The organism is Acinetobacter sp. ANC_7513 (assembly GCF_056779915.1).
The window spans coordinates 1-20,456 of the sequence record NZ_JBWYIW010000014.1; the positions used below are offsets into that span (position 1 = coordinate 1).

A 20,456-nucleotide genomic window follows, 5' to 3' on the forward strand; every position below is an offset into this window, starting at 1 on the left:
ATGGTAGTGTGGGGTTACCCATGTGAGAGTAAGTCATCGCCAGCTCATTATTCTAAACACCCCCTTCAATACAAGGGGGTGTTTTTTTATGTGAAAAAATTGAAATAAATAATTAAATCCTTTTAACTTAAATAAGAAGCTCCATTCAGTTAATTTATGCTAAACAATAAATGCCTTAGTGATAAGGCTAATATCATCAAAACAACCCAACTAATTAGTTGAAAAGCTAAATAATAAACAATAGTGAATGGTTCAAAAAATGAATGCTTTACAATGAAATTTTTATTTACAAAGAGCATCAAAGTTGACTATTAAATAAAATGCCAATCCTAATTTGCAGATTGAGTATTAAAAATTAAGATTTCAGTCGAAAGGTTATATAAGAATTCATTCTTAGTAACTAAGAATAAATATAAAACTCTTAAAACTTGAATTTTCATGATTTTTTATGCCAATTGAATTATTAATCAATCTATTAAATGAATAGTCCACTAGAAAGTTGTATAGACAAGAATCCTAATTTATTGCATTTATATAAAATATGAATCTAGGTTCATTATTTTAAAAATACTCACAATTGGAGGTGAGATTAAAATGACAGCGCAGACAATGAATGTGAATGCTGTAATTGATAATGCAAAATTTAAACCCTTTCATTTATCAATCGTATTATGGTGTTTATTTATCGTAATTTTTGACGGTTATGATTTAGCAATTAATGGCGTGACGTTGCCACTTCTTATGCAAGAATGGGGTATGACTTCTGTCCAAGCTGGGTTATTAGCAAGCACAGCGCTAGCGGGAATGATGTTTGGTGCGATGCTTTTTGGTATGTTGGCAGATAAAATTGGTCGAAAAAAAGTTATTTTAATTTGTGTAACCTTGTTCAGTGGTTTTACTTTTTTAGGAGGATTCGCAAGTAATCCAACAGAATTTGGAATTTTAAGATTTATTGCTGGACTTGGTATCGGCGGTGTTTTGCCAAATTTAGTAACTTTAACTTCTGAATATGCACCACAAAAATTGAGAAGTACCTTAGTTACGATTATGTTTAGTGGCTATGCAGTTGGCGGAATTATGGCGGCTTTATTGGGTGTAAAATTTACACCTGAATTTGGTTGGCAGATTATGTTCTTTATTGCAGGAATTCCATTATTAATATTACCGTTTATATGGAAGTATATGCCTGAATCACTAACATTTTTAGTGAAACAAAAAAATTATGAACCTGCCTCAGAAATTATTAATAAGATCAATGCAGATTTAAATGTTAATTCGTCAACTCATTTGGTTCTAAACGAAATTAAACTACCTGATGCATCGGTTAAATCTCTATTTACTGATAGTAGAGCGAAAACGACGTTATTATTTTGGTGCTGCTTTTTTATGTGTCTTTTAATGACATACGCATTAGGAAGTTGGTTACCAAAGTTAATGATGGCTGCAGGTTATTCTTTAGGAAGTAGTTTAACATTTTTACTTTCATTAAATATTGGCGCTGTCATAGGTACTATTGGTGGTGGAATTCTAGCAGACAAATTTCATCTCAAACCTGTTGTGATTTCGATGTTTGTAATCGGAGCTTTTGCTTTATTTGGATTAAGTTTTAACTCACCACCAATTGTTATTTATCTACTGGTGGCATTGGCTGGTGCAGCATCAATTGGTACTAGTATTTTAATATATAGCTATGTAGCGCAATCTTATCCAATTGCGGTACGTTCAACTGGAATTGGTTGGGCTTCAGCTGTAGGGCGTATAGGTGCAATTGTCGGCCCCATTGTCATTGGTATTCTTTTGGGAATGGAATTGCCGCACAAATGGAATTTCATTGCCGTTGCAATACCAGCAGTGATTGGTGCAATAGCCGTATTCTGTATTAAAAGGACAAAAGTGATTGAAACAGTTCCTGAAAAAATAAAAAGCGCATCTTCAATCACACAGTAGAATAAAAGCCTCATAAGAGGCTTTTTTTATAAATGCGATTTTAAAATTTTTTGATGCTCTTTAACCTGTTTGGCATAACGTTTACCTTGTTTTTTCATTTTTCGATTTGTGTTGTATCCAGTAGGTCCAACGTTGTAATAGGCCAGTGCTTTTTTCCAGCTACCAGCAGATTGATTATATTTTGATAGGATAAAAGTCCCACATTGTATATTAATATTTTCTTGAAAAAGGTCACCTGGACAAGATTGTTGCCAATATCTAGGGATAATTTGGGTAAGACCTACAGCACCTGCTGGTGATACTGCATAATTTCGATAACTCGATTCTTGTCGAATAAGTGCGGCCATTAACAGGGGGTCGACATCAAATTGTTGCGCACTTTGCACAATTAGTGGTGAAACCCTATTCGCGGTGTCTGGGTGTACAGAGTATGCCTTTTGAATACCTGTTGAAAGTTTTGCGGCGCGTTTTTGTACTGAACCACCACCTAAAGATGAGCAACCAACAAACACGATACACGATGATAGAACTAAACTATATTTAAGGAAAGTAAAGGATGGGGGAGGTGATTGTAAACGTTGTAAAAAAAGCAAAATAGTAACCGTGCAAATTCAATTTGCAAAAATCATAAGTAAGCTGGTGATTGGGGTCAAGCCCTAGATAAATTGGAGTGTTGTAGTTTTGCAATATATTGATGAGTAAGATAAATAGATCAGAAAAAATTTAAAATTGATTCAAAAATTTTCTTATAATAATGCCATTATTAAATGCCTGAAATCATCATGACGCCAGCTTGTAAATTTTTGAAAAACAAAAAGATAGATTATTCTGTTCATGAATATGAGCATGATCCTAATGCTGAAAGTTTTGGTTTAGAAGCAGCTCAAAAATTGGGTTTATCTGTAAATGAAGTTTTTAAGACACTTCTAGTGACAGATGATGTCAATTATTTTGTGACAATTTTACCAGTGGACCATCAACTTAATTTAAAAAAGGCGGCGAATGCTTTCAGTTGTAAAAAACTTAAAATGGCTGATCCGAAAGTGGCTGAGCGTCTGACCGGTTACTTAGTGGGTGGGATTAGTCCAATTGCTCAAAAAAAGCGACTTAAGACAGTCATTCACCAATCGGCAAGTTCTCTTAAAAAGGTGTACGTGAGTGGTGGCAAACGAGGGCTAGATATCGGATTAGATCCTCAATCATTGGCCCAAGTATTAGATGCTCAATTTAAGGACATTGTGGATCACACTTAATGTTTGATCACTACATTTGACGTAGATTGGTTAGATATTCTTGAGCGATAAAAATTTCTTGATCATCAGTTGGGCATACCTTGTTCCATTGATGTCCTTGATCTAATTCCCAAGCACGTTGATTATCGTTCAGATAATTTAGTAGACCATCTTTAATAATCGTTTTCTTTAGTTTTTTATCTTCAATCGGAAAACAGGTTTCTACTCTTGAAAATAAATTACGTCCCATCCAGTCTGCACTTGAACAATATAATTTCTCATTGCCTTGATCTAGAAAATAGTAGACCCGTGTGTGTTCTAAAAAACGTCCTACAATGGATCTGACGCGGATATTTTCTGATAACTGTGGTACTTGAGGTCTTAATGAACAGATGGAACGAATGATCAGATCGATTTGAACACCTGCATTTGACGCTTGATAAAGTGCCGCGATTAATTGTGGTTCAGTTAAAGCGTTAACTTTGATAATAATATGCGCTTTATGACCAGACTTAGCATGTTGGATTTCATTGGCAATGAGTTTTAAAAGCTGTTCATGCAAGGTAAAAGGTGCATGGAACAGCTTTTTAGGCTTTGCCATTTTTCCCATACCTGTTAATTCTTGAAAGATTTTATGGACATCTTCACAAATGTCATCATCAGTGGTCAGAAGACCGTAATCGGTATACATTTTTGCATTACCAGCATGATAATTGCCAGTTCCCAAATGAACATACCGTTTCAGATGATCTGCTTCTCTACGAACAACCAGAATCATTTTAGCGTGAGTTTTATAGCCCACGATGCCATACACAACAACAGCTCCAGCTTCTTGTAGGAGGTTGGCGACCATGATATTGGATTCTTCATCGAATCTAGCACGTAATTCAATAATCGCAGTTACTTCTTTACCATTTCGTGCTGCTTCTGCTAAGACCTGAACGATCTCTGAATCTGGTCCGCTGCGATAAAGAGTTTGCTTAATTGCCAAGACATTAGGGTCTTTTGCAGCCTCTTTTAACAGGTTGATGACGGGTGAAAATGAGTCAAAAGGATGATGTAAAAGGACATCACGTTGTTTTAATACATCAAATATACTTTTTGATTGTCTCAATATCTTCGGTATCACGGGTTGATAGGGTTTAAACTTCAAATCTGGACAATCAAAATCTGAAAATAATCGAGCTAAATTTACAGGACCTTGAACACGATAGAGTTGTGAAGGTTCTAAAGAAAATTGTTCAAGTAGATATTGGTTAATCGTTTCTGGGCAATTGTGATCAATTTCAAGTCGAACTTCACGTCCAAATCTTCGCGAAGAAAGTTCATCTTTAAGAGCAACTGCCAGATCGTCTACATCGTCAGCTAAATTTAAGTCAGCATTGCGTGTAACACGGAATTGGTAGCATCCTGTCGCCTTCATTCCTGGAAATAAGTCATTGATATGTTGTTGCAGAATAGCCGACAACAGGATGTAATGTTGCTTACCTTCGCATAAGTCATCAGGAATTTTAACCGCCCTTGGCAAAGTTCTCGGTGCAGGTACGATCGCGAGCTCAATCTGACGACCAAAAGCATCTTTACCTTCAAGCGTGACAATAAAATTAAGGCTCTTATTGACTAAACGGGGAAAAGGATGGGCAGGGTCTAAACTGATGGGCGTGATTACTGGTTGAATAAATTTACTGAAGTAATTTTGAATCCATTCAGTATATTTATCTAAAATTCCATGATATTGGATAAATTCGATACCATAAGATTTAAGTTGAGGAATGAGCTCGTTATTAAGTATCTGATATTGTTCTTGAACCGCATGATGCGTTGTTTTAGATATTTGTTCTAAAATAATTTCATTGGGAATAGCATCAGGCGCAGTTGTTATTTGATTTAATTCGATCTGTTTTAAAAGTCCAGCAACGCGTATTTCAAAAAACTCATCTAAATTCCGAGAAAAGATGATTAAAAAATTTAGTCGCTCTAATAAGGGGTGGTGAGGGTCTTTAGCTTGAGCTAAAACTCGTTTATGGAATTCTAATAATGAAAGTTCGCGATTTATGTAAGTGTCTGAATTGTGTTGAAAGTTTTCAAAAGATTGCATAGTACCAATTATTGCTTTGTAAGCCGTCAGGAAAGACCTTGCAGCGATGGTACGTTTGATGTGTGACAGTAATATTACATATTGTTGATGGGAATAAATAAACTTAAATAGATAGATTTGTTTAAGTTTTTAAAGAATAAAGCACACTGATGAGTGTGCTTTAAACATTGGATAAAAGATTTTAGAAGTCGTAACGCATGCCTACTGAGAGACCTAAAGCATCTTCACCTTGAAAAGCAGGTGCTTTGTTAGAGCGTCCTTCTGCCCAAGGATTAATGTTTGTATTTTTATCATTAAGTGCTGTTGCGATATTGCCATAAACACGTACAGCTTTATCTAGACGATGTTCAAGACCAAGTGCAATGAGCGTTGCATTTGCATCTGTCGTGTCTACATCACGATGCATAATTTGCCCACGGATATATGTTTTAGGAGCAAATTTATAATCGGCTGCAACACCAAAAACATGAGTATCTTGTTTAGAAATTACTTTATTAAGGTCAGAAATGGGAGCTTCTCCTGCAATAACTTCATCTGCAACTGCTGATACAGATCCTGGGTTATCATAGGTCGTGTATTGGTAAAATGCACCAAGATTTAACTCTGGTGTGACTTTATAAGCACCTGCTAAACGGAAACCATCACGCTCACCACGACCAGCATCTTCTTGATAATGTTCATATGCAGCTGCGAAATCAATAGCACCTTCCTTAAAAGTTAAAGCAAGATCATAAGCTTTATCTTTGTTATCTTTTGCATCAGGTACTGTACCTTCGTGGAGAGAAAGTGCTGCTAATACATTGAAACCATTTCCAAGTTTTGGAGACTTATATTCAATTGTATTTGCATTACGTTCGTCAAAACGTTGATCAGCGACGCGAGTAACATTACGAATATCACCTAATTGATCGCCAAAGAAATTAACTGGGCCACGGGCAACTTTAAATGGACTATCAAAACGACCGACACGAGCTTGACCGAAATCGCCTTTTAAACCTACAAAAGTATCACGAGTAGCAAAATCAACACCGTTGCTATCAGATGAGCCACTTGCAAAGTTGATTTCTTGTTCAATTTGACCAAAAACGGTCATATCATTTTCTAGTTTTTGTTCAACTTTAAAGCCTAGACGAGATGAGTTAGATGATAGACCTACTTCATTATAATCTTTACCATCATCAAGGTAATCTAATGAAACATGCGCACGACCATAAATTTTAACGTCGGCTGCCATTGCGATTGCTGGTGTAATTAGTGTTGCCCCAACTGCTAATGCACAAAGTGTTTTTTTCATTTCTAGCTCCAGTAAAGACTGATTTATTGTCCTAATAATCATGATCAGTAGTTTTTTTGTAACTACTGTTCTCTATTGGTGCTAAGTATTCATTACAAATAAGTCAGTAATATTAAGAATTTATTTCATTATCATGAAAATGGATAGAAACAAGCTGTAGTAATTAAAAAGAATAAAAACAAAAAAAGGAGCCAAAGCTCCTTAATTTTATAAGCATCTGTTATAAAGCAGCTTTAATCTTCTCAGCTAAAGCCTTGATACGTTCTTGATCACCCATTTGTGCTGCGTGTTTACCCAGTTCATGAATTGAACTTGGAATAAGGTGGAAGTGTACATGAGGCACGGTTTGCCCAGCTGCAGCACCAGATAACTGCATCAACACTATACCTTTTGCATCTAGTGCTGTTTCAATCGCTTTTGCAATTTTTTGAACGATTTGAATCGTGTATGCTGCAGTGTTTGGGTCCAAGTCGAGTAAAGTTACGGCAGGTGATTTAGGGATGACTAAAGTATGACCATCTGCTTGAGGCATAATGTCCATAAATGCAAGAACTTGCTCATCCTCATACACTTTAATTGCAGGAAGTTCACCACGTAGAATTCTTGCAAAAATATTTTGATCATCGTAAGCCATAACTATTCCCAGAATGTAATTAGATTGAATTATTTACAGTTCAATTCTTTCTGACGTTGCTTAATGGAGTCAAGCTTTTGTTGCTCTTTTTCTGAGAACTTAGGTTTAGTTGTATTGCAATTTTCATTGCCGAACTTTGCCTTAGTATCTGGATCTTTAAAACAGAAGCCTTTTGATGCATAGATGATGTTGTAATCATCTTTAAGTTTTTCACACTCTTTTGTAGTGTCGGCAAAAGCATTGACCCCAGCTGAAATAGATACAGCAGTAATTAAACCTAATAAAAACTTATTCATGAGTATCCTCATTTAGAAATGGACATTTGAAATTGTCACATTTCAATTATATGGGCTTTATATGTGAATTCAATGGCGAAAATTTATTCTAAGGTAATTTTGCTCCATGATTCGTACATTTTAACTGCTGTCGAAAAATCACTATTAGGTTCAGCTATTGCATTAGCAGCACCAATTAGACTTTGAGTAAGCGTAATGACAGGTGCGGATAATTTTGCTTGATGGATGAGGTCTACTGCGATACCAGTGTCTTTGCTCAGTAACGGTAAGGCAAAAGTATTTGGAAAACTTCGATTTAATACCCGTTGAGGCAATACATTTTCAGTCACACCGCTTTTACCACTTGAAGCATTGATGCACTCTAATGCTTCATTTAAATCCACACCATGTGCTTTGAGTGCAGTAAAACCTTCAGCAGCGGCACATAAGTGAACAGCCAAGAGCATGTTGTTCACTGCTTTCACAGCAAAACCAGATCCTGAGTCTCCTACATGCTTAATCAGTTTACCCATGGCTTGCATTGCTGGTAATGCAGCTTCAAAAGCAGCTTTTTCACCACCTACCATGAAGGTTAAAGTCGCATTTTCAGCACCGATAGTTTGTCCGCTAACAGGTGCGTCTAGAAAAAATACACCTTTTGATTTTAAAAAAGCTTGTTGTGCTTTAGCTGCATCAGGCACGCCACTGGTGCAGTCTACCCAAATTGATCCAGATTTAATGTCGACTTGATGAATGATCTCATTGACTTGCTGACTCGTTGGTAAGCAACTAAAAATGATATCAGCTTGGGCAGCTTCTTGCAGTGATACGGCTTGAGTTTGATATTCAGTTGCATGTTGTTTGGCTTTCTCGAAATTTCGATTCCATACCAAAACTGATTCAAAGTGTTTTGGTAAATGAGCTGCCATACGGTAACCCATTGCGCCTAATCCAATAAATGCAACTGTCGTCATTTTCTTTACTCTATTTGTGTTGAACGCTCTGCTAACCAGTAAGCAAGTTCAGGCCAAAATTGATCGGCACTTTTTTGACTCGACATTAAACCTAAATGCCCACCAGGAATAAGAGTAAACGTGACATCACGACTATTTGTCAATTCAGTCAATGGTCTAACAGCATCAGCTGTGACCATTTGATCGCTTGAACCCGCGCCAATCATAAGAGAGCAGTCTATATTTTTTAATTCGATTTTCTTATCTTGAAGTTCGATATAACCATTTTTTAACGGATTTCTTAACCAGACATTGAATAACATGTCTTGGTTTACCCCAGCAGGATAATCAATCATATGATTGAGGAAATAACCTAAAGTGGCATGTTCATGCAAAAGTTTTTTATCATCAAGATTCAGTAATAATTGTTTATGGCCTTCATACCAACCTTTTGGATCTAAAATTTTAAATCCAATTGCATTTAAAATACCTGGGGAGTGAATGAGGCGCTTAGGAATACGACCGTTATAGACTTTATGTTTGAGTAGTCGAGTTCTTTCAAGATAGCGATTCATCTTAGCATATAGCTTTCCGATACTGCCTGAAGCAAAGCTATCAATTGGACTACCTAAAACGATTAGATTTTTTACATGGTTCGGCTGTCTGAGCGCTGTATACAACAGAACAAATATTCCCGCCATACTCCAGCCATGTAAAGAAATTTGATCAGATTTAGCGTGTGTACGAATTTGATCGATACAATTTGGAATTGCATCATCAATAAAACCTAAAAAGTTGAGATCGCGATCTTTATAGCTAAAGTGTCCCCAATCCAACAAATACACGTCAAAACCTTGCTCTGTATAATATTTGATAAGAGAACGGTATGGATAAAGATCATAAATATCCATCTTGATCGCTAAAGGCGCGACAAAGACCAATGGCTCAACATATTTTTTATTTTCAGATGCGTAATATCGAATTTTACTCGATTTATGAGTACCTATCACTTCATACGGCGTTGCTTGAGATAAAACCAAAGATTTACCGTAAAAAATGCGTGTCCCTAAATTTTTTAACTTGCTTTGTTTAGAACGCCAGTTAGTTTTTAAATGTTCCATGAAGGTTGAAGATCTCATAAGCATGTGATTTGAACGAAGTCTAAGCGATATTTATATATTTTACCTTGACCTTAAATGCTTTGGGCGCTCAAAATGTTGGCAATTATTCACAAAGGCAGTTTTTAGGACTGATTTAGAGCAATGAGCCAGCAAGACGACATTGAATACCAACTTGATACATTAGCACTTCGTACAGGTCATACGCGCAGTTTTGAAGGTGAGCATGCTGAACCGATGTTTCTAACTTCTTCATTTGTATATGCAAATGCAGCAGAGGCAGCAGCTAAATTCTCTGGGAAAGAGCCCGGTAATATTTATTCTCGCTTTACAAACCCAACAGTCGCAATGTTTGAAAAAAGATTGGCTGCAATGGAAGGTGCTGAACGTGCAGTGGCAACAAGTACGGGTATGGCTGCGATCATGGCGGTGGCGATGTCATTCTTAAAGGCTGGTGATCATGTTGTATGTTCTCGCGCAGTATTTGGTTCAACCGTGGCCTTATTTGAAAAATACATTTCTAAGTTTGGTGTGACTGTCAATTTTGTTGATTTAACAGATTTAGATGCTTGGAAAGCTGCGATCAAACCAGAAACTAAACTACTATTTGTAGAATCTCCGTCAAATCCATTATCGGAAATTGCTGATATTCGTGCATTAGCAGATATCGCGCATGAAAATGATGCCTTACTCGCAATTGATAATAGTTTCTGTACGCCAGTGCTACAACAACCATTAAAACTGGGTGCGGATCTTGTCGTGTATTCAGCAACAAAATATTTAGATGGTCAAGGTCGTGCGTTGGGTGGTGCTGTCGTAGGTAGTCATCAATTACTTGAAGAAGTTTTTGGCTACGTTCGTACAACTGGGCCTTCTATGAGTCCGTTCAATGCTTGGGTTTTCCTAAAAGGTTTGGAAACGCTTCGTCTACGTATGAAGGCTCATTCTGAAAGTGCACAAAAGATTGCTGAGTGGCTTCATCAGCACGATAAAATTGAGAAAGTATTCTTTGCTGGCTTAGCGGATCATGTAGGTCATGATTTGGCTAAAAAGCAACAAAAAGGTTTTGGTGGTATAGTTTCATTCGTGGTAAAAGGTGGGCGAGAAGCTGCTTGGAAAGTAATTGATCACACTCAATTTATTTCTATTACTGGAAATCTTGGGGATGCAAAATCAACGATTACTCATCCTGCAACGACTACTCATGGTAAATTGTCTGATGAAGCGAAGGCTGCAGCTGGCATTGCAGAAGGTTTAATTCGTCTTTCAGTAGGTTTGGAAGACGTTGATGATATTATTGCAGACATTCAACGTGGTCTTGATTTAGTCTAATTTAAATTTGTTCGGAGTATACAAATGAACATTAACATGCTTATGCAACAAGCACAGCGCATGCAAAAGGAAGTAGAGTCCAACATCAAGAAAGCGAAAGAAGAGCTTGCACAGAAAGAAGTGCATGCTGAAGCTGGTGGTGGTTTGGTAAAAGTGACAATGACTTGCCGTAATGTGGTAAAACGCATTGAAATCAATCCAGAATTACTTCAAGACGATCCAGATATGATTGAGGATTTGATTGCAGCTGCTATGAATGATGCTGCACGCCAAGCCGAAGCGATTTCAGAAGAAACAATGAAGTCTGCAAATAGTGGTATGGGATTACCTCCTGGCTTATCAGGTTTATTTTAAGGATATTGCCGAGTGTTCAGCGAACGGTTTGACCAACTCGTCCAAGCACTGCGAATTTTACCAAGCGTTGGGCCTAAATCGGCTCAGCGCATGGCGTTGCATTTGATCATGAAGAATAAGCAAGGTGCTTTGGCATTATCTGAAGCACTTAGCGATGCCGCTGATCATATCCATGAATGTTCTATTTGCCACTCATTGACTGAGAATGAGGTGTGTGACATTTGTCTGTCGCAAGACCGAGATGATACCTTGCTCTGTGTGGTTGAATCTCCTGCAGACGTGATGGCAATTGAGCAAAGTGGAAGTTTCAGAGGCAAATATCATGTATTGGGGGGGCATTTATCTCCTTTAGATGGTATAGGGCCTGAAGAGGTTGGCATACCTGCATTAGTTCAACGCTTAGCTGAAGGTCAGGTAGCAGAGGTTATTCTCGCTACCAATGCAACGGTTGAAGGACAGGCTACGGCACATTATTTGGTAGAAGCTACACGTCATTTGAATATCAAAATGACACGTATTGCTCAAGGTGTACCACAAGGGGGGGAGCTTGAGTATGTCGATAGTCACACCTTAAGCCAAGCAGTTCATAATCGTATGCAAATGAAATAAGCACAAATTGTGCTTATTTTTTTGATTAGAGAAATATCACTTTTCTGAATAGTTTTTTAGTCAAAAAAAATATTAAATTTTTCATGTTTTATAACTATTTACAGTGTATACATAGATTTGCTTGACGCTTTAATTGAAAATTTATATTTAAAATTGATAATTTAAGCTAAAATACATCTCGATACCAATCTAGCACATTGTTTTTTATGATGTTTCAATTTATCCAAGAGCAAAAAGAACTCGAGCATGTTTTGACACTAATGAGTCAACAAGATGTTTATGGTTTAGATACTGAATTTATCAAAGTTGATACACTATGGCCAAAATTGGGTGTCTTGCAAATCAATGTCGCAGATCAGGTGTTTTTATTAGACGGTACACGTCTAGATTTTTCGAGTTTCTGGCCTAAAGTTTTTGCTGCAAAGCAAAATATTTTCCATGCTTGTGGTGAAGATATTGATCTGATTTACCATTATTCAAAAGGCAATCATCTTAATAATGTATTTGATACTCAGGTGGCTTTGTCTTTTCTCGGACACGGATTACAGGTCAGTTATCAAAATGCTCTCAAAGAAATTTTAAATATAGAAATTGATAAAGATCAAACACGTTCAGATTGGCTTGCACGTCCTTTAACTGAAGAGCAAAAAGCATACGCAGCGAATGATGTCTTATATATTATGAATTTAGCCGATGCGCTAAAAAATGAATTAGAGAAAAAAGGGCATTATCAGTATGTACTAGAGGATTGTAAGAGCCTCACGCTTGAGATTGCGACAGAAACGCCGAAAGAGAAACTATACGAAGATGTCGGAAATTATAGACACTCTCGAAAGCAGTTAATGCAGCTACAATTGCTCAGTGTTTGGCGTGAAGAAATGGTGAAGGCTTTAAATCAGCCTCGAAGTTTTATTCTGAAAAATGCCACTATGATTGATTTGGTGGAAAAAAATCCAAAAAATACATTTCAATTATCCCAAGTTAAAAATATTCGTCCGAATGTGGTTCGTGAGCACGGTAAAACGATTTTGGATATTATTGCGTTGCTGCCCCCAATGGAAGAATGGCCATTACGAATTGCTCGACCAATTAAACATTCATCTAAAGATATTACACATGATGTTGATAACATGATTGGTAATCTTGCAGAAGAGTTGGTGATCCCCAAAGAAGTGTTAATGCGAAAAAAATGGCTCGGGGCTTTATATCAGCATGTGGTTTTTCATGGCGATGAACAAGACTTACCTCAATATTTACTCGGTTGGCGTTATGATTTACTGACGAAGCCATTAATTGAGTTGCTTCATAAAGATGCACAATATTTGAGTATGCAAATGAAAGTCAATGAATGACTTCTCTCAAAATTTGATTAAAGAATTACCAGTCATCCTAAACTAGACTGATGCGTTAACAAACGCTAATGTTTCGCCGTTTTTTTTGATGTATGCTTTGCTTTGAGTTTAAAAGGTGTTGTTTGAATCATGTGGTGTGAAATCTACAAATCTAGTAAGAAAGACGAAATGTATATTTACGTTGCGCGTCCTGAACAAGCGGAAAACCAAGAAGCTGTTGATCCGTTATCAGTATTATCTGATGCAATGAAAAATGCATTTGGCCGAGCGACATTTGTGATGTCACTGGAATTACATGCAGAACGCAAATTAGCGCGTGCAAATGTTTTACATGTGATGGATTCAATTCAGACGAAAGGATTCTTTTTACAATTGCCGCCTGAAGGATTGATCAATCCTAATGCGGTAGAGCCAGAGGGACTACGCGGTGCGTGATAATCAAGTTGGAGGATGGGATCAGTTTGTTTCAATGTTGGATTCAATTCCAGAATATAACATTGCAATTACCGTCTATATTCTCGGAACTTTGATTATTCTGTGGTGTTGGTACGGCATAGCGAAACGCCTACCTTCACCTTTAGGTGGAGTGACTTGGATTTTTGTATTTGCTGTTTTGGCAACACCAACGATTTCTGAAGGGCCCAATTCTGCCTTAGCACCCGCAACTTTTGGTTTGATCTTTGGGGTATTAACAAAAGATTCACCTTTGATCTGGTCTAATTTCTCATTGATTGCCTTTGTTATTGCTTTAGGGTTATTGGCAGGTTATTTCTGGACTAAGTACGCTTCTAAACAAAAGAATCCGAGACACACATCGTCAGTGAAGACACCACCACTTTAATTATCCAAATAAAAAAATAAGGTTTCATTATGTCTGTTGATGCACATCAATTTACGGGTACAGATCAATATATCGCCACAGATAGTCTCAAGCTTGCTGTGAAGGCCGCTCGAGCGTTGCAAAAGCCTCTTTTAGTGAAGGGTGAGCCAGGTACAGGTAAAACATTATTGGCTGAACAAGTTGCTGATAGCCTGGGTTTAAAACTGATTACTTGGCATATCAAATCAACGACGAAGGCTCAACAAGGTCTTTATGAATACGATGCCGTTTCAAGATTACGCGATAGTCAATTGGGTGATGAGCGTGTTTATGATATTAAAAACTATATTAAACCAGGTAAATTGTGGGAAGCATTTACCTCTGAAGAACGTTGCGTTTTATTAATTGATGAGATTGATAAAGCAGATATCGAGTTCCCAAATGATTTGCTTCATGAACTAGACAAAATGTCATTCTTTGTTTATGAAACTGGCGAAACAATTACTGCAACACAGCGTCCAATTGTGATCATCACTTCAAATAATGAAAAAGAACTTCCTGATGCTTTTTTACGCCGTTGTTTCTTTCATTATATTGAATTCCCAGATGAACAGACCATGCGTGAAATTATTGCAGTTCATTTTCCAAGAATTTCAACGACATTGGTCAGTGAGGCACTTCAGGTCTTCTTTAAGCTTCGCCAAATACCTGGTCTTAAGAAGCCACCTTCAACTTCTGAATTAATTGATTGGTTAAGCTTATTGATGGCTGATGATATGCCTGAAGATATTTTAAGAAACCATGATAAGTCAAAAGCAATTCCACCGCTGTATGGTGCGCTCATCAAAAATGAGCAAGATGTGCAGCTACTTGAGCGCCTCGCATTTATGACTCGTCGATAGGTGATACTATGTTCGTAAGACTGTTTTACACCTTGCGAAAATACGGAATTCCTGTAACGACGCGCGAGCTGATTGATCTGAATCAAGCAATTAGTCTAGGTTTGGTTTTTGCAGATCAAGATGATTTTTATCAGCTTGTGAAGACAGTCATGGTCAAGGATGAGCGTTACTTCGATAAGTATGATCGTGCTATGAAGGATTATTTTCAGGGCATTCAAACCTTTGATGTAGATGATTTACTCACTAAAGTTAATCAACTTCCTAAAGAATGGTTTGATTTAGAACTCCTTGAAAAACACTTAACGCCAGAGCAACGTGAAGCACTACAAAGAGCAGGTTCTTTAGAAGAGCTCATGAAAATGCTGGAAGAGCGTTTGCGTGAGCAACATAAAAAACACCAAGGTGGTAATCGTATGATTGGCACTGGTGGCACTTCACCGTTTGGAGCTTTTGGTGATCACCCAGAGGGGGTGAGAATTGGAGGGCCGGGACGTAAAAAATCTGCGGTGAAAGTGTGGGAACAACGTAAATACCAAAATCTTGATGATGATCAAATTTTGGGAACACGTCATATGCAAATGGCGTTGCGTCGTCTGAGAAAATTTGCGCGTCAAGGTGCTGAAGAAGAGCTTGATATAGATCAAACGATTCGCGAAACGGCTAAGCAGGGAATTCTTGATGTACAGATGGTGCCAGAGCGTCGTAATCGAATTAAAGTTTTGATGTTGTTCGATGTAGGCGGTTCTATGGATGCCTATATTGCACAATGTGAAAAACTGTTTAGTGCAGCCAAAACAGAATTTAAGACTTTAGAATATTTCTATTTCCATAACTGTCTTTATGATTACGTTTGGAAAGACAATCATCGCCGTACTTCGACAAAAATGAATACCTTAGATTTATTTAATACCTATGGTAAAGATTATCGAGTGATTGTTGTTGGTGATGCAAGTATGGCGCCATACGAATTAAAATCTGCTGGTGGTTCTGTCGAATACATGAATGAAGAGTCGGGTGAAATTTGGTTGCGTCGTTTGCGCCAGCATTATGAAAAGACGGCTTGGTTGAATCCTGAAACTGAGAATTACTGGCATTACACTCAAACGATAGGAATGATCAAAGAATTATTTGAAGACCATATGTATCCAATGACTTTAAAAGGCATTGAAGATATGACTAAATTCCTCTCGCGCTAACTTTTTTAAATTATATTCATCTAAAGGATCTTGATATGAGCTATCAAATCAATGGTGTGGCATTGCCAAATGAAGAAGGTTTTTTTGGTGAATATGGTGGTCAATTCATTCCACCTCATTTAAAAGCAGCAATGGATCAAATCAATGTTGCTTATGAAGAAATTCGTAAAACACCTGAATTTCAAAATGAGCTTTCAGAGCTGTTTGCGCATTATGTAGGTCGTCCAAGTCCTTTATTTCATGCCAAACGACTTTCAGAACAATTGGGCGGTGCTCAAATTTATCTGAAGCGTGAAGATTTGAACCATACAGGTGCGCATAAAATTAACCATTGTTTGGGTGAAGCTTTACTTGCTAAATACATGGGCAAGAAAAAAGTCATTGCTGAAACTGGGGCAGGTCAACATGGTGTCGCATTAGCCACCGCTTGTGCCTTGGTTGGTATCCCGTGTGAAATTCATATGGGTCAAGTTGATATTGAAAAAGAACATCCAAATGTCGTGAAAATGAAAATTTTGGGTGCGAATCTAATTTCAGTCACTCGTGGAACAGCAACATTAAAAGATGCTGTTGATAGTGCTTTCGAAGAGTATTTGAAAGACCCTGATAGCTTTATTTATGCCATCGGATCAGTCGTTGGTCCACATCCATTTCCTAAAATGGTGCGTGATTTCCAAGCAATTATCGGTGATGAAATTAAAGTTCAATCACAAGACAGATTTAACAAATATCCTGATTATATTGTTGCTTGTGTTGGCGGTGGCTCAAATGCAATGGGAGCATTCAGTGCATTCCTTAATGATGGTAGTGTGAAATTGATTGGTGTTGAACCAGCAGGACATGGTTTAGATACTGATCAACATTCGGCAACATTAACTTTAGGTAAACCAAGTCAACTTCATGGTATGGCGTGTTATGTGCTGGAAGATGAAAATGGCGAGCCATTACCTGTGCATTCAATTGCTTCTGGATTAGATTATCCTGGTGTGGGACCTCAACACAGTTTCTTAAAAGATATTGGTCGTGTTGAGTATTCAACAGCAACTGATGAAGAATGTCTGAATGCATTCATGACTCTATCTCGAGTTGAAGGGATTGTGCCTGCATTAGAAAGTTCACATGCTGTTGCTTGGGCGATACGCGAAGCTCCACAATTGTCCAAAGATACCATTGTGGTGGTGAATTTATCAGGTCGAGGTGATAAAGACTCGGACTATGTGGCAGAAAAATTAGGTTTAAATTAACACATAAAAAACCAGCTTTGGCTGGTTTTTTTAATTACATTTCTGGTGGTTCTTCATTCAAAGGCGTAAGAATATTTTCAAAGGAGGAAATTTCAATAGGAATGAGCGGCGTTTCGATTGAAAGATCTTGAACAAGTGTTTCAGTCGCTTGTTGAGCTTGTTGAGCTTGTTGAGCTTGTTGAGCTTGTTGAGCTTGTTGAGCTTGTTGAGCTTGTTGAGCTTGTTGAGCTTGTTGAGCTTGAACCATGGTTTTCATAATTTCATCAGCTGGTGCACTTAGTTCGTGTGCTTTTTTGCTGTCATATTTGGTGGCAAGTTCTTTTAAAATTGCGTAAGACAAATAACTCGTAAATGCTGGATTCTCAGATTTAGCCTTGGATGGAAGTAGAGAAACGCAAGCGGCATGAAATAAACCATGTTGTACGTATGTTGCATTGAATGAAGGATCTTTAGCTTTATCAGGATCACCTAAATAACCAATCTTAAAGCCAATTTCAGATGCAGCACAGGCATTGGTCACTTCAGAAGAGGGATTGCGATAGTCAGCATTTTTTTTGAAATATAGCACTTCTGCGATCGACATCATTTCATCTTGAATTTCTTTGAGTCGGCCATCTAAGTTTGGGACTGCAAAATAATTTTTTAACTTAAATAGCGTTATAGTACCTTCGAGCCATTTTTGGGGTTGTTCTGTATAATTCAAATTTGTATAACAGGCAGAAGTTTGCAGGGCGGCTTCAACAAATTCTTTGTTTTTTCTTGGATTTTTCATATCTTGATCAGCCCCTAAATATCCCATTTTGTAGGCTTTTTCATAGGTATTACATGCCGGGGTGATGAGCGTCTTTTTTTGATATGTTTTTGCTTTTTTTAGCAGCTCTATTTGATTCTTTATCGTTGGTTCAAGTTCAGATGCATAAGTGGAAGCAGTTACAAATAAAGCGGTGTAACACAATAACTTTTTATACATCATTAGTCCTTAGGCAAAAAAATTCCATAATGTGATGACTTTACTAATGCTATTTAAATAGTTCAATGACTCAATAAAAGAAAATCTTTGTAAAAGATGACTAATTTCAATCAATTGTCCAAAATTGAGATCATGATGGAGTTATCAAAAAAAGCCCCCGAGATGGGAGCTTAGCTTTATCCTGAAATATACTGTTGAAGTTGTTCAATCAACACTTTTTGGTCTTCCATCGCGGCTTTAACTAAGTCACCAATAGATACAATTCCGACGAGTCTATCGTCTTCTAATACTGGCAGATGGCGAATATGACGTTCTGTCATTAAATCTAAACACTCATCTACGGTGTTGCTTTTACTTACAGATAAAACCGTACCAGTCATAATTTCTGAGACTGTAGTTAAGTCAGATGTACGTTGCATAAGTGCAATTTTACGCGTGTAATCCCGTTCAGATAAAATTCCAACAAGTCTTTCATCCTGTACGACAACAACGGCACCAATACCTTTTGTTGCCATTAGTGTGATTGCTTCTAAAACCGTAGCATCAGGTGTGATGGTAGAGATTTCTGAATTGTTTTTATTTTGTAGGACTTGAGCTACTGTTGTCATAAAGGTTCCTCTTGTTGGTTATTCGTCCATGTATAAGTTAATAACTGAAATCTTAAATCTTTACAATCGTTTTAGTGGAATTTTCTGCTAAATAGATGGGCTCAAATGATTTTGAAAAAATAGCATCTGCATGTGTGGAATAGTGAGCTTAAAGTGGCGATCTCGATGATTGCACAGGGCAGGTGTGACTTTTAGTCGCGTTAGGGTTGGGAGTAGTGAATTTTTAAAATCATCAGGCGTTATTTTTCGAGGCTGATAGTGCGGCCAGTGAATTTTTGCATAATGTAAAGCCTGCACTGAATTGAGCCAGAAGGGGAATATGTATTCTTGATTGATTGATCGAATGGCCCAACCTTGATGTTCTGGATTGTACAGTCCCCAAAGTACTCCACAATACATCATGGTTTTAAGGATATTAATTTTGAGTAAAAAATGCTTTGAATTGGGTTGCAACTGTACAAAGGTGTTCATGATCGTTCAATGATTCATTATCAATGATGATAAGTTCAGTCTAATGTTTTTTTCTTAAAGTTTAGTTGCATTAATTTAAAGTTTGGTAAGCAAATATGTAATAAAAGACTAAAAAAAACGCCACGAATGTGACGTTTTTTTATGCTTGCATTGTGGCCATGTTTTGCCAATACTGTGCTTTCAAAGAATCACGTTCTACACGGAAACCTTGAAGATAGAGTTCAGCTAGAAACATCGCTGCTTTACCGTGACCCGCACGTGCTGCATTCTCAAGTTCTGAAACTGCGTCTGTAAAATTCATTTCAAATTGAATGGTATTCACAGCATTCGAATACATATGTTCGAGGTCTTGTTGAGAGAATTGTTTAATCATATAAAACTCCTTATTCTAATTATGATTAGTACTACAGTTATAAAGACCTAAATTAGGTCAAAATGGAATATAACAAAGTAATATTAAACTAATATTACAATTTGCGTTAATTGTCAAATAAATTTTCAAGATAAATCTTTTAAAAAATACTTACATGATTAAACTTTAATCATTTTATATTGGGTTTATGATAAAACTGTAAATAACTATAAAGGAGAATGACTTATGACTAATACCATTGATGGTTTCACATTTGGCAATCCACCAGAGCCATCCGATATTATTGCGCTTGCACATCATCATAAAAAACAACTTGATGAAGCAATTTTACATCAAGAAATCCATTTAGGTCACTACTGTTTAGAGCAGCGTAAACGTGTGCATGATTACACGCAGACGCTTGATCCTGCAGCGAAAGCTGAATTTTATCGCTACTATGATGGCGAATTAAAACGTATCGCCGTCATTGACGAAGAACACCCTGATGATGCTGAAGGTGGTTTAAGTGTTTTCACTATTTTTATCGTACTCGCGGTGATCGCTGCTATCTTATATTTTGGTGTTGTGCAGAATGTTGTCTCTTAAAGGTGAATAAGCGCCATTGTTAGCATAATGGTTCTTGTTAAATTCAACGTTAACACTATATTTTTAAAGCATCTCGGATTACACTTAAG

General features: G+C 37.2%; 23 protein-coding genes. 12 read left to right on the forward strand and 11 right to left on the reverse strand.

Annotated features, from left to right (window positions below; genetic code table 11):
- Nucleotides 1-594: 594 nt before the first annotated feature.
- Nucleotides 595-1,947 carry an MFS transporter gene (locus tag AC1M9B_RS13070; protein ID WP_481609256.1) on the forward strand — a complete coding sequence of 451 codons (1,353 nt, stop codon included), beginning with the start codon at nt 595-597 and terminating at the stop codon, nt 1,945-1,947.
- Between the two features lie 26 nt (nt 1,948-1,973).
- On the opposite strand, the gene AC1M9B_RS13075 is transcribed toward AC1M9B_RS13070, so the two are convergent.
- Entirely contained in the window at nt 1,974-2,459 is a 486-nt protein-coding gene (locus tag AC1M9B_RS13075; RefSeq protein ID WP_481609257.1) for a lytic transglycosylase domain-containing protein, read from the reverse strand.
- A 270-nt stretch (nt 2,460-2,729) separates the two neighbouring features.
- Here AC1M9B_RS13075 and ybaK point away from each other — a divergent pair, with 270 nt between their 5' ends.
- Complete coding sequence (ybaK, locus tag AC1M9B_RS13080) at nt 2,730-3,200, forward strand: Cys-tRNA(Pro) deacylase (protein WP_481609283.1); 471 nt, start codon at nt 2,730-2,732, stop codon at nt 3,198-3,200.
- Between the two features lie 10 nt (nt 3,201-3,210).
- On the opposite strand, the gene ppk1 is transcribed toward ybaK, so the two are convergent.
- From ppk1 to AC1M9B_RS13110, 6 genes are all read right to left on the reverse strand, one after another.
- Nucleotides 3,211-5,277 carry a polyphosphate kinase 1 gene (ppk1, locus tag AC1M9B_RS13085; protein ID WP_481609258.1) on the reverse strand — a complete coding sequence of 689 codons (2,067 nt, stop codon included), beginning with the start codon at nt 5,275-5,277 and terminating at the stop codon, nt 3,211-3,213.
- Nucleotides 5,278-5,458: 181 nt separating this feature from the next.
- On the reverse strand, nt 5,459-6,571 hold the full coding sequence (locus tag AC1M9B_RS13090) for a porin (protein WP_481609259.1): 1,113 nt from the start codon (nt 6,569-6,571) through the stop codon (nt 5,459-5,461).
- A gap of 220 nt (nt 6,572-6,791) precedes the next feature.
- Nucleotides 6,792-7,205 (reverse strand): HIT family protein, encoded by a 414-nt coding sequence (locus AC1M9B_RS13095; RefSeq protein WP_092768455.1) that lies wholly within the window; start codon nt 7,203-7,205, stop codon nt 6,792-6,794.
- 29 nt (nt 7,206-7,234) lie between these two features.
- Complete coding sequence (locus AC1M9B_RS13100; protein WP_481592277.1) at nt 7,235-7,501, reverse strand: YARHG domain-containing protein; 267 nt, start codon at nt 7,499-7,501, stop codon at nt 7,235-7,237.
- Nucleotides 7,502-7,584: 83 nt separating this feature from the next.
- Entirely contained in the window at nt 7,585-8,454 is an 870-nt protein-coding gene (locus AC1M9B_RS13105; RefSeq protein WP_481592278.1) for an NAD(P)-dependent oxidoreductase, read from the reverse strand.
- Between the two features lie 5 nt (nt 8,455-8,459).
- Nucleotides 8,460-9,554 (reverse strand): alpha/beta fold hydrolase, encoded by a 1,095-nt coding sequence (locus tag AC1M9B_RS13110; RefSeq protein WP_481609260.1) that lies wholly within the window; start codon nt 9,552-9,554, stop codon nt 8,460-8,462.
- A 141-nt stretch (nt 9,555-9,695) separates the two neighbouring features.
- On the opposite strand from AC1M9B_RS13110, the gene AC1M9B_RS13115 reads away from it, so the two are divergent.
- The 9 genes from AC1M9B_RS13115 (at nt 9,696) to trpB (ending at nt 17,360) form a co-directional block, all read left to right on the forward strand.
- Complete coding sequence (locus AC1M9B_RS13115) at nt 9,696-10,883, forward strand: O-succinylhomoserine sulfhydrylase (protein WP_481587966.1); 1,188 nt, start codon at nt 9,696-9,698, stop codon at nt 10,881-10,883.
- A gap of 24 nt (nt 10,884-10,907) precedes the next feature.
- Complete coding sequence (locus AC1M9B_RS13120) at nt 10,908-11,237, forward strand: YbaB/EbfC family nucleoid-associated protein (protein ID WP_035266548.1); 330 nt, start codon at nt 10,908-10,910, stop codon at nt 11,235-11,237.
- 12 nt (nt 11,238-11,249) lie between these two features.
- The gene (recR, locus tag AC1M9B_RS13125) at nt 11,250-11,846 is read left to right on the forward strand and encodes a recombination mediator RecR (RefSeq protein WP_092768447.1); all 597 of its coding nucleotides are present in this window, start codon (nt 11,250-11,252) and stop codon (nt 11,844-11,846) included.
- Nucleotides 11,847-12,055: 209 nt separating this feature from the next.
- Nucleotides 12,056-13,198 (forward strand): ribonuclease D, encoded by a 1,143-nt coding sequence (locus tag AC1M9B_RS13130; RefSeq protein ID WP_035266550.1) that lies wholly within the window; start codon nt 12,056-12,058, stop codon nt 13,196-13,198.
- A gap of 129 nt (nt 13,199-13,327) precedes the next feature.
- Entirely contained in the window at nt 13,328-13,633 is a 306-nt protein-coding gene (locus AC1M9B_RS13135; RefSeq protein ID WP_035266558.1) for a YcgL domain-containing protein, read from the forward strand.
- A gap of 34 nt (nt 13,634-13,667) precedes the next feature.
- Entirely contained in the window at nt 13,668-14,039 is a 372-nt protein-coding gene (locus tag AC1M9B_RS13140; RefSeq protein WP_481609284.1) for a hypothetical protein, read from the forward strand.
- 29 nt (nt 14,040-14,068) lie between these two features.
- On the forward strand, nt 14,069-14,920 hold the full coding sequence (locus tag AC1M9B_RS13145) for an AAA family ATPase (protein WP_092768445.1): 852 nt from the start codon (nt 14,069-14,071) through the stop codon (nt 14,918-14,920).
- 8 nt (nt 14,921-14,928) lie between these two features.
- Entirely contained in the window at nt 14,929-16,116 is a 1,188-nt protein-coding gene (locus AC1M9B_RS13150) for a vWA domain-containing protein (protein WP_481609261.1), read from the forward strand.
- A 35-nt stretch (nt 16,117-16,151) separates the two neighbouring features.
- Nucleotides 16,152-17,360, forward strand: a complete 1,209-nt coding sequence (trpB, locus tag AC1M9B_RS13155; protein ID WP_481595205.1) for a tryptophan synthase subunit beta — start codon at nt 16,152-16,154, stop codon at nt 17,358-17,360.
- A 34-nt stretch (nt 17,361-17,394) separates the two neighbouring features.
- Here trpB and AC1M9B_RS13160 read toward each other — a convergent pair whose 3' ends face one another.
- The 4 genes from AC1M9B_RS13160 to AC1M9B_RS13175 all read right to left on the reverse strand — a co-directional run bounded on the left by AC1M9B_RS13160 (nt 17,395) and on the right by AC1M9B_RS13175 (nt 19,782).
- A complete protein-coding gene (locus AC1M9B_RS13160) occupies nt 17,395-18,330 on the reverse strand; it encodes a hypothetical protein (protein WP_481609262.1) in 936 nt (311 codons plus the stop codon).
- 176 nt (nt 18,331-18,506) lie between these two features.
- Nucleotides 18,507-18,938 carry a CBS domain-containing protein gene (locus AC1M9B_RS13165; protein ID WP_035266567.1) on the reverse strand — a complete coding sequence of 144 codons (432 nt, stop codon included), beginning with the start codon at nt 18,936-18,938 and terminating at the stop codon, nt 18,507-18,509.
- Nucleotides 18,939-19,025: 87 nt separating this feature from the next.
- Entirely contained in the window at nt 19,026-19,409 is a 384-nt protein-coding gene (locus tag AC1M9B_RS13170) for a DUF2750 domain-containing protein (RefSeq protein ID WP_481609263.1), read from the reverse strand.
- A gap of 139 nt (nt 19,410-19,548) precedes the next feature.
- The gene (locus tag AC1M9B_RS13175) at nt 19,549-19,782 is read right to left on the reverse strand and encodes an SEL1-like repeat protein (RefSeq protein ID WP_035266572.1); all 234 of its coding nucleotides are present in this window, start codon (nt 19,780-19,782) and stop codon (nt 19,549-19,551) included.
- Nucleotides 19,783-20,007: 225 nt separating this feature from the next.
- Between AC1M9B_RS13175 and AC1M9B_RS13180 the strand changes: the two genes are divergently transcribed.
- Entirely contained in the window at nt 20,008-20,367 is a 360-nt protein-coding gene (locus tag AC1M9B_RS13180) for a hypothetical protein (RefSeq protein WP_481609264.1), read from the forward strand.
- Nucleotides 20,368-20,456: the final 89 nt, after the last annotated feature.

What these genes read in the sequence shown, in the direction of transcription:
- ppk1 (WP_481609258.1), bottom strand. Translation starts at nt 5,277, where the DNA reads ATGCAATCTTTTGAAAACTTTCAACACAATTCAGACACTTACATAAAT.
- AC1M9B_RS13180 (WP_481609264.1), top strand. Translation starts at nt 20,008, where the DNA reads ATGACTAATACCATTGATGGTTTCACATTTGGCAATCCACCAGAGCCA.
- AC1M9B_RS13145 (WP_092768445.1), top strand. Translation starts at nt 14,069, where the DNA reads ATGTCTGTTGATGCACATCAATTTACGGGTACAGATCAATATATCGCC.
- AC1M9B_RS13175 (WP_035266572.1), bottom strand. Translation starts at nt 19,782, where the DNA reads ATGATTAAACAATTCTCTCAACAAGACCTCGAACATATGTATTCGAAT.
- AC1M9B_RS13130 (WP_035266550.1), top strand. Translation starts at nt 12,056, where the DNA reads ATGTTTCAATTTATCCAAGAGCAAAAAGAACTCGAGCATGTTTTGACA.
- AC1M9B_RS13090 (WP_481609259.1), bottom strand. Translation starts at nt 6,571, where the DNA reads ATGAAAAAAACACTTTGTGCATTAGCAGTTGGGGCAACACTAATTACA.
- AC1M9B_RS13100 (WP_481592277.1), bottom strand. Translation starts at nt 7,501, where the DNA reads ATGAATAAGTTTTTATTAGGTTTAATTACTGCTGTATCTATTTCAGCT.
- AC1M9B_RS13070 (WP_481609256.1), top strand. Translation starts at nt 595, where the DNA reads ATGACAGCGCAGACAATGAATGTGAATGCTGTAATTGATAATGCAAAA.
- AC1M9B_RS13150 (WP_481609261.1), top strand. Translation starts at nt 14,929, where the DNA reads ATGTTCGTAAGACTGTTTTACACCTTGCGAAAATACGGAATTCCTGTA.
- AC1M9B_RS13140 (WP_481609284.1), top strand. Translation starts at nt 13,668, where the DNA reads ATGTTGGATTCAATTCCAGAATATAACATTGCAATTACCGTCTATATT.
- trpB (WP_481595205.1), top strand. Translation starts at nt 16,152, where the DNA reads ATGAGCTATCAAATCAATGGTGTGGCATTGCCAAATGAAGAAGGTTTT.
- AC1M9B_RS13160 (WP_481609262.1), bottom strand. Translation starts at nt 18,330, where the DNA reads ATGTATAAAAAGTTATTGTGTTACACCGCTTTATTTGTAACTGCTTCC.
- AC1M9B_RS13105 (WP_481592278.1), bottom strand. Translation starts at nt 8,454, where the DNA reads ATGACGACAGTTGCATTTATTGGATTAGGCGCAATGGGTTACCGTATG.
- AC1M9B_RS13120 (WP_035266548.1), top strand. Translation starts at nt 10,908, where the DNA reads ATGAACATTAACATGCTTATGCAACAAGCACAGCGCATGCAAAAGGAA.
- AC1M9B_RS13165 (WP_035266567.1), bottom strand. Translation starts at nt 18,938, where the DNA reads ATGACAACAGTAGCTCAAGTCCTACAAAATAAAAACAATTCAGAAATC.
- AC1M9B_RS13135 (WP_035266558.1), top strand. Translation starts at nt 13,328, where the DNA reads ATGTGGTGTGAAATCTACAAATCTAGTAAGAAAGACGAAATGTATATT.
- AC1M9B_RS13170 (WP_481609263.1), bottom strand. Translation starts at nt 19,409, where the DNA reads ATGAACACCTTTGTACAGTTGCAACCCAATTCAAAGCATTTTTTACTC.
- AC1M9B_RS13110 (WP_481609260.1), bottom strand. Translation starts at nt 9,554, where the DNA reads ATGGAACATTTAAAAACTAACTGGCGTTCTAAACAAAGCAAGTTAAAA.
- AC1M9B_RS13115 (WP_481587966.1), top strand. Translation starts at nt 9,696, where the DNA reads ATGAGCCAGCAAGACGACATTGAATACCAACTTGATACATTAGCACTT.
- ybaK (WP_481609283.1), top strand. Translation starts at nt 2,730, where the DNA reads ATGACGCCAGCTTGTAAATTTTTGAAAAACAAAAAGATAGATTATTCT.
- AC1M9B_RS13095 (WP_092768455.1), bottom strand. Translation starts at nt 7,205, where the DNA reads ATGGCTTACGATGATCAAAATATTTTTGCAAGAATTCTACGTGGTGAA.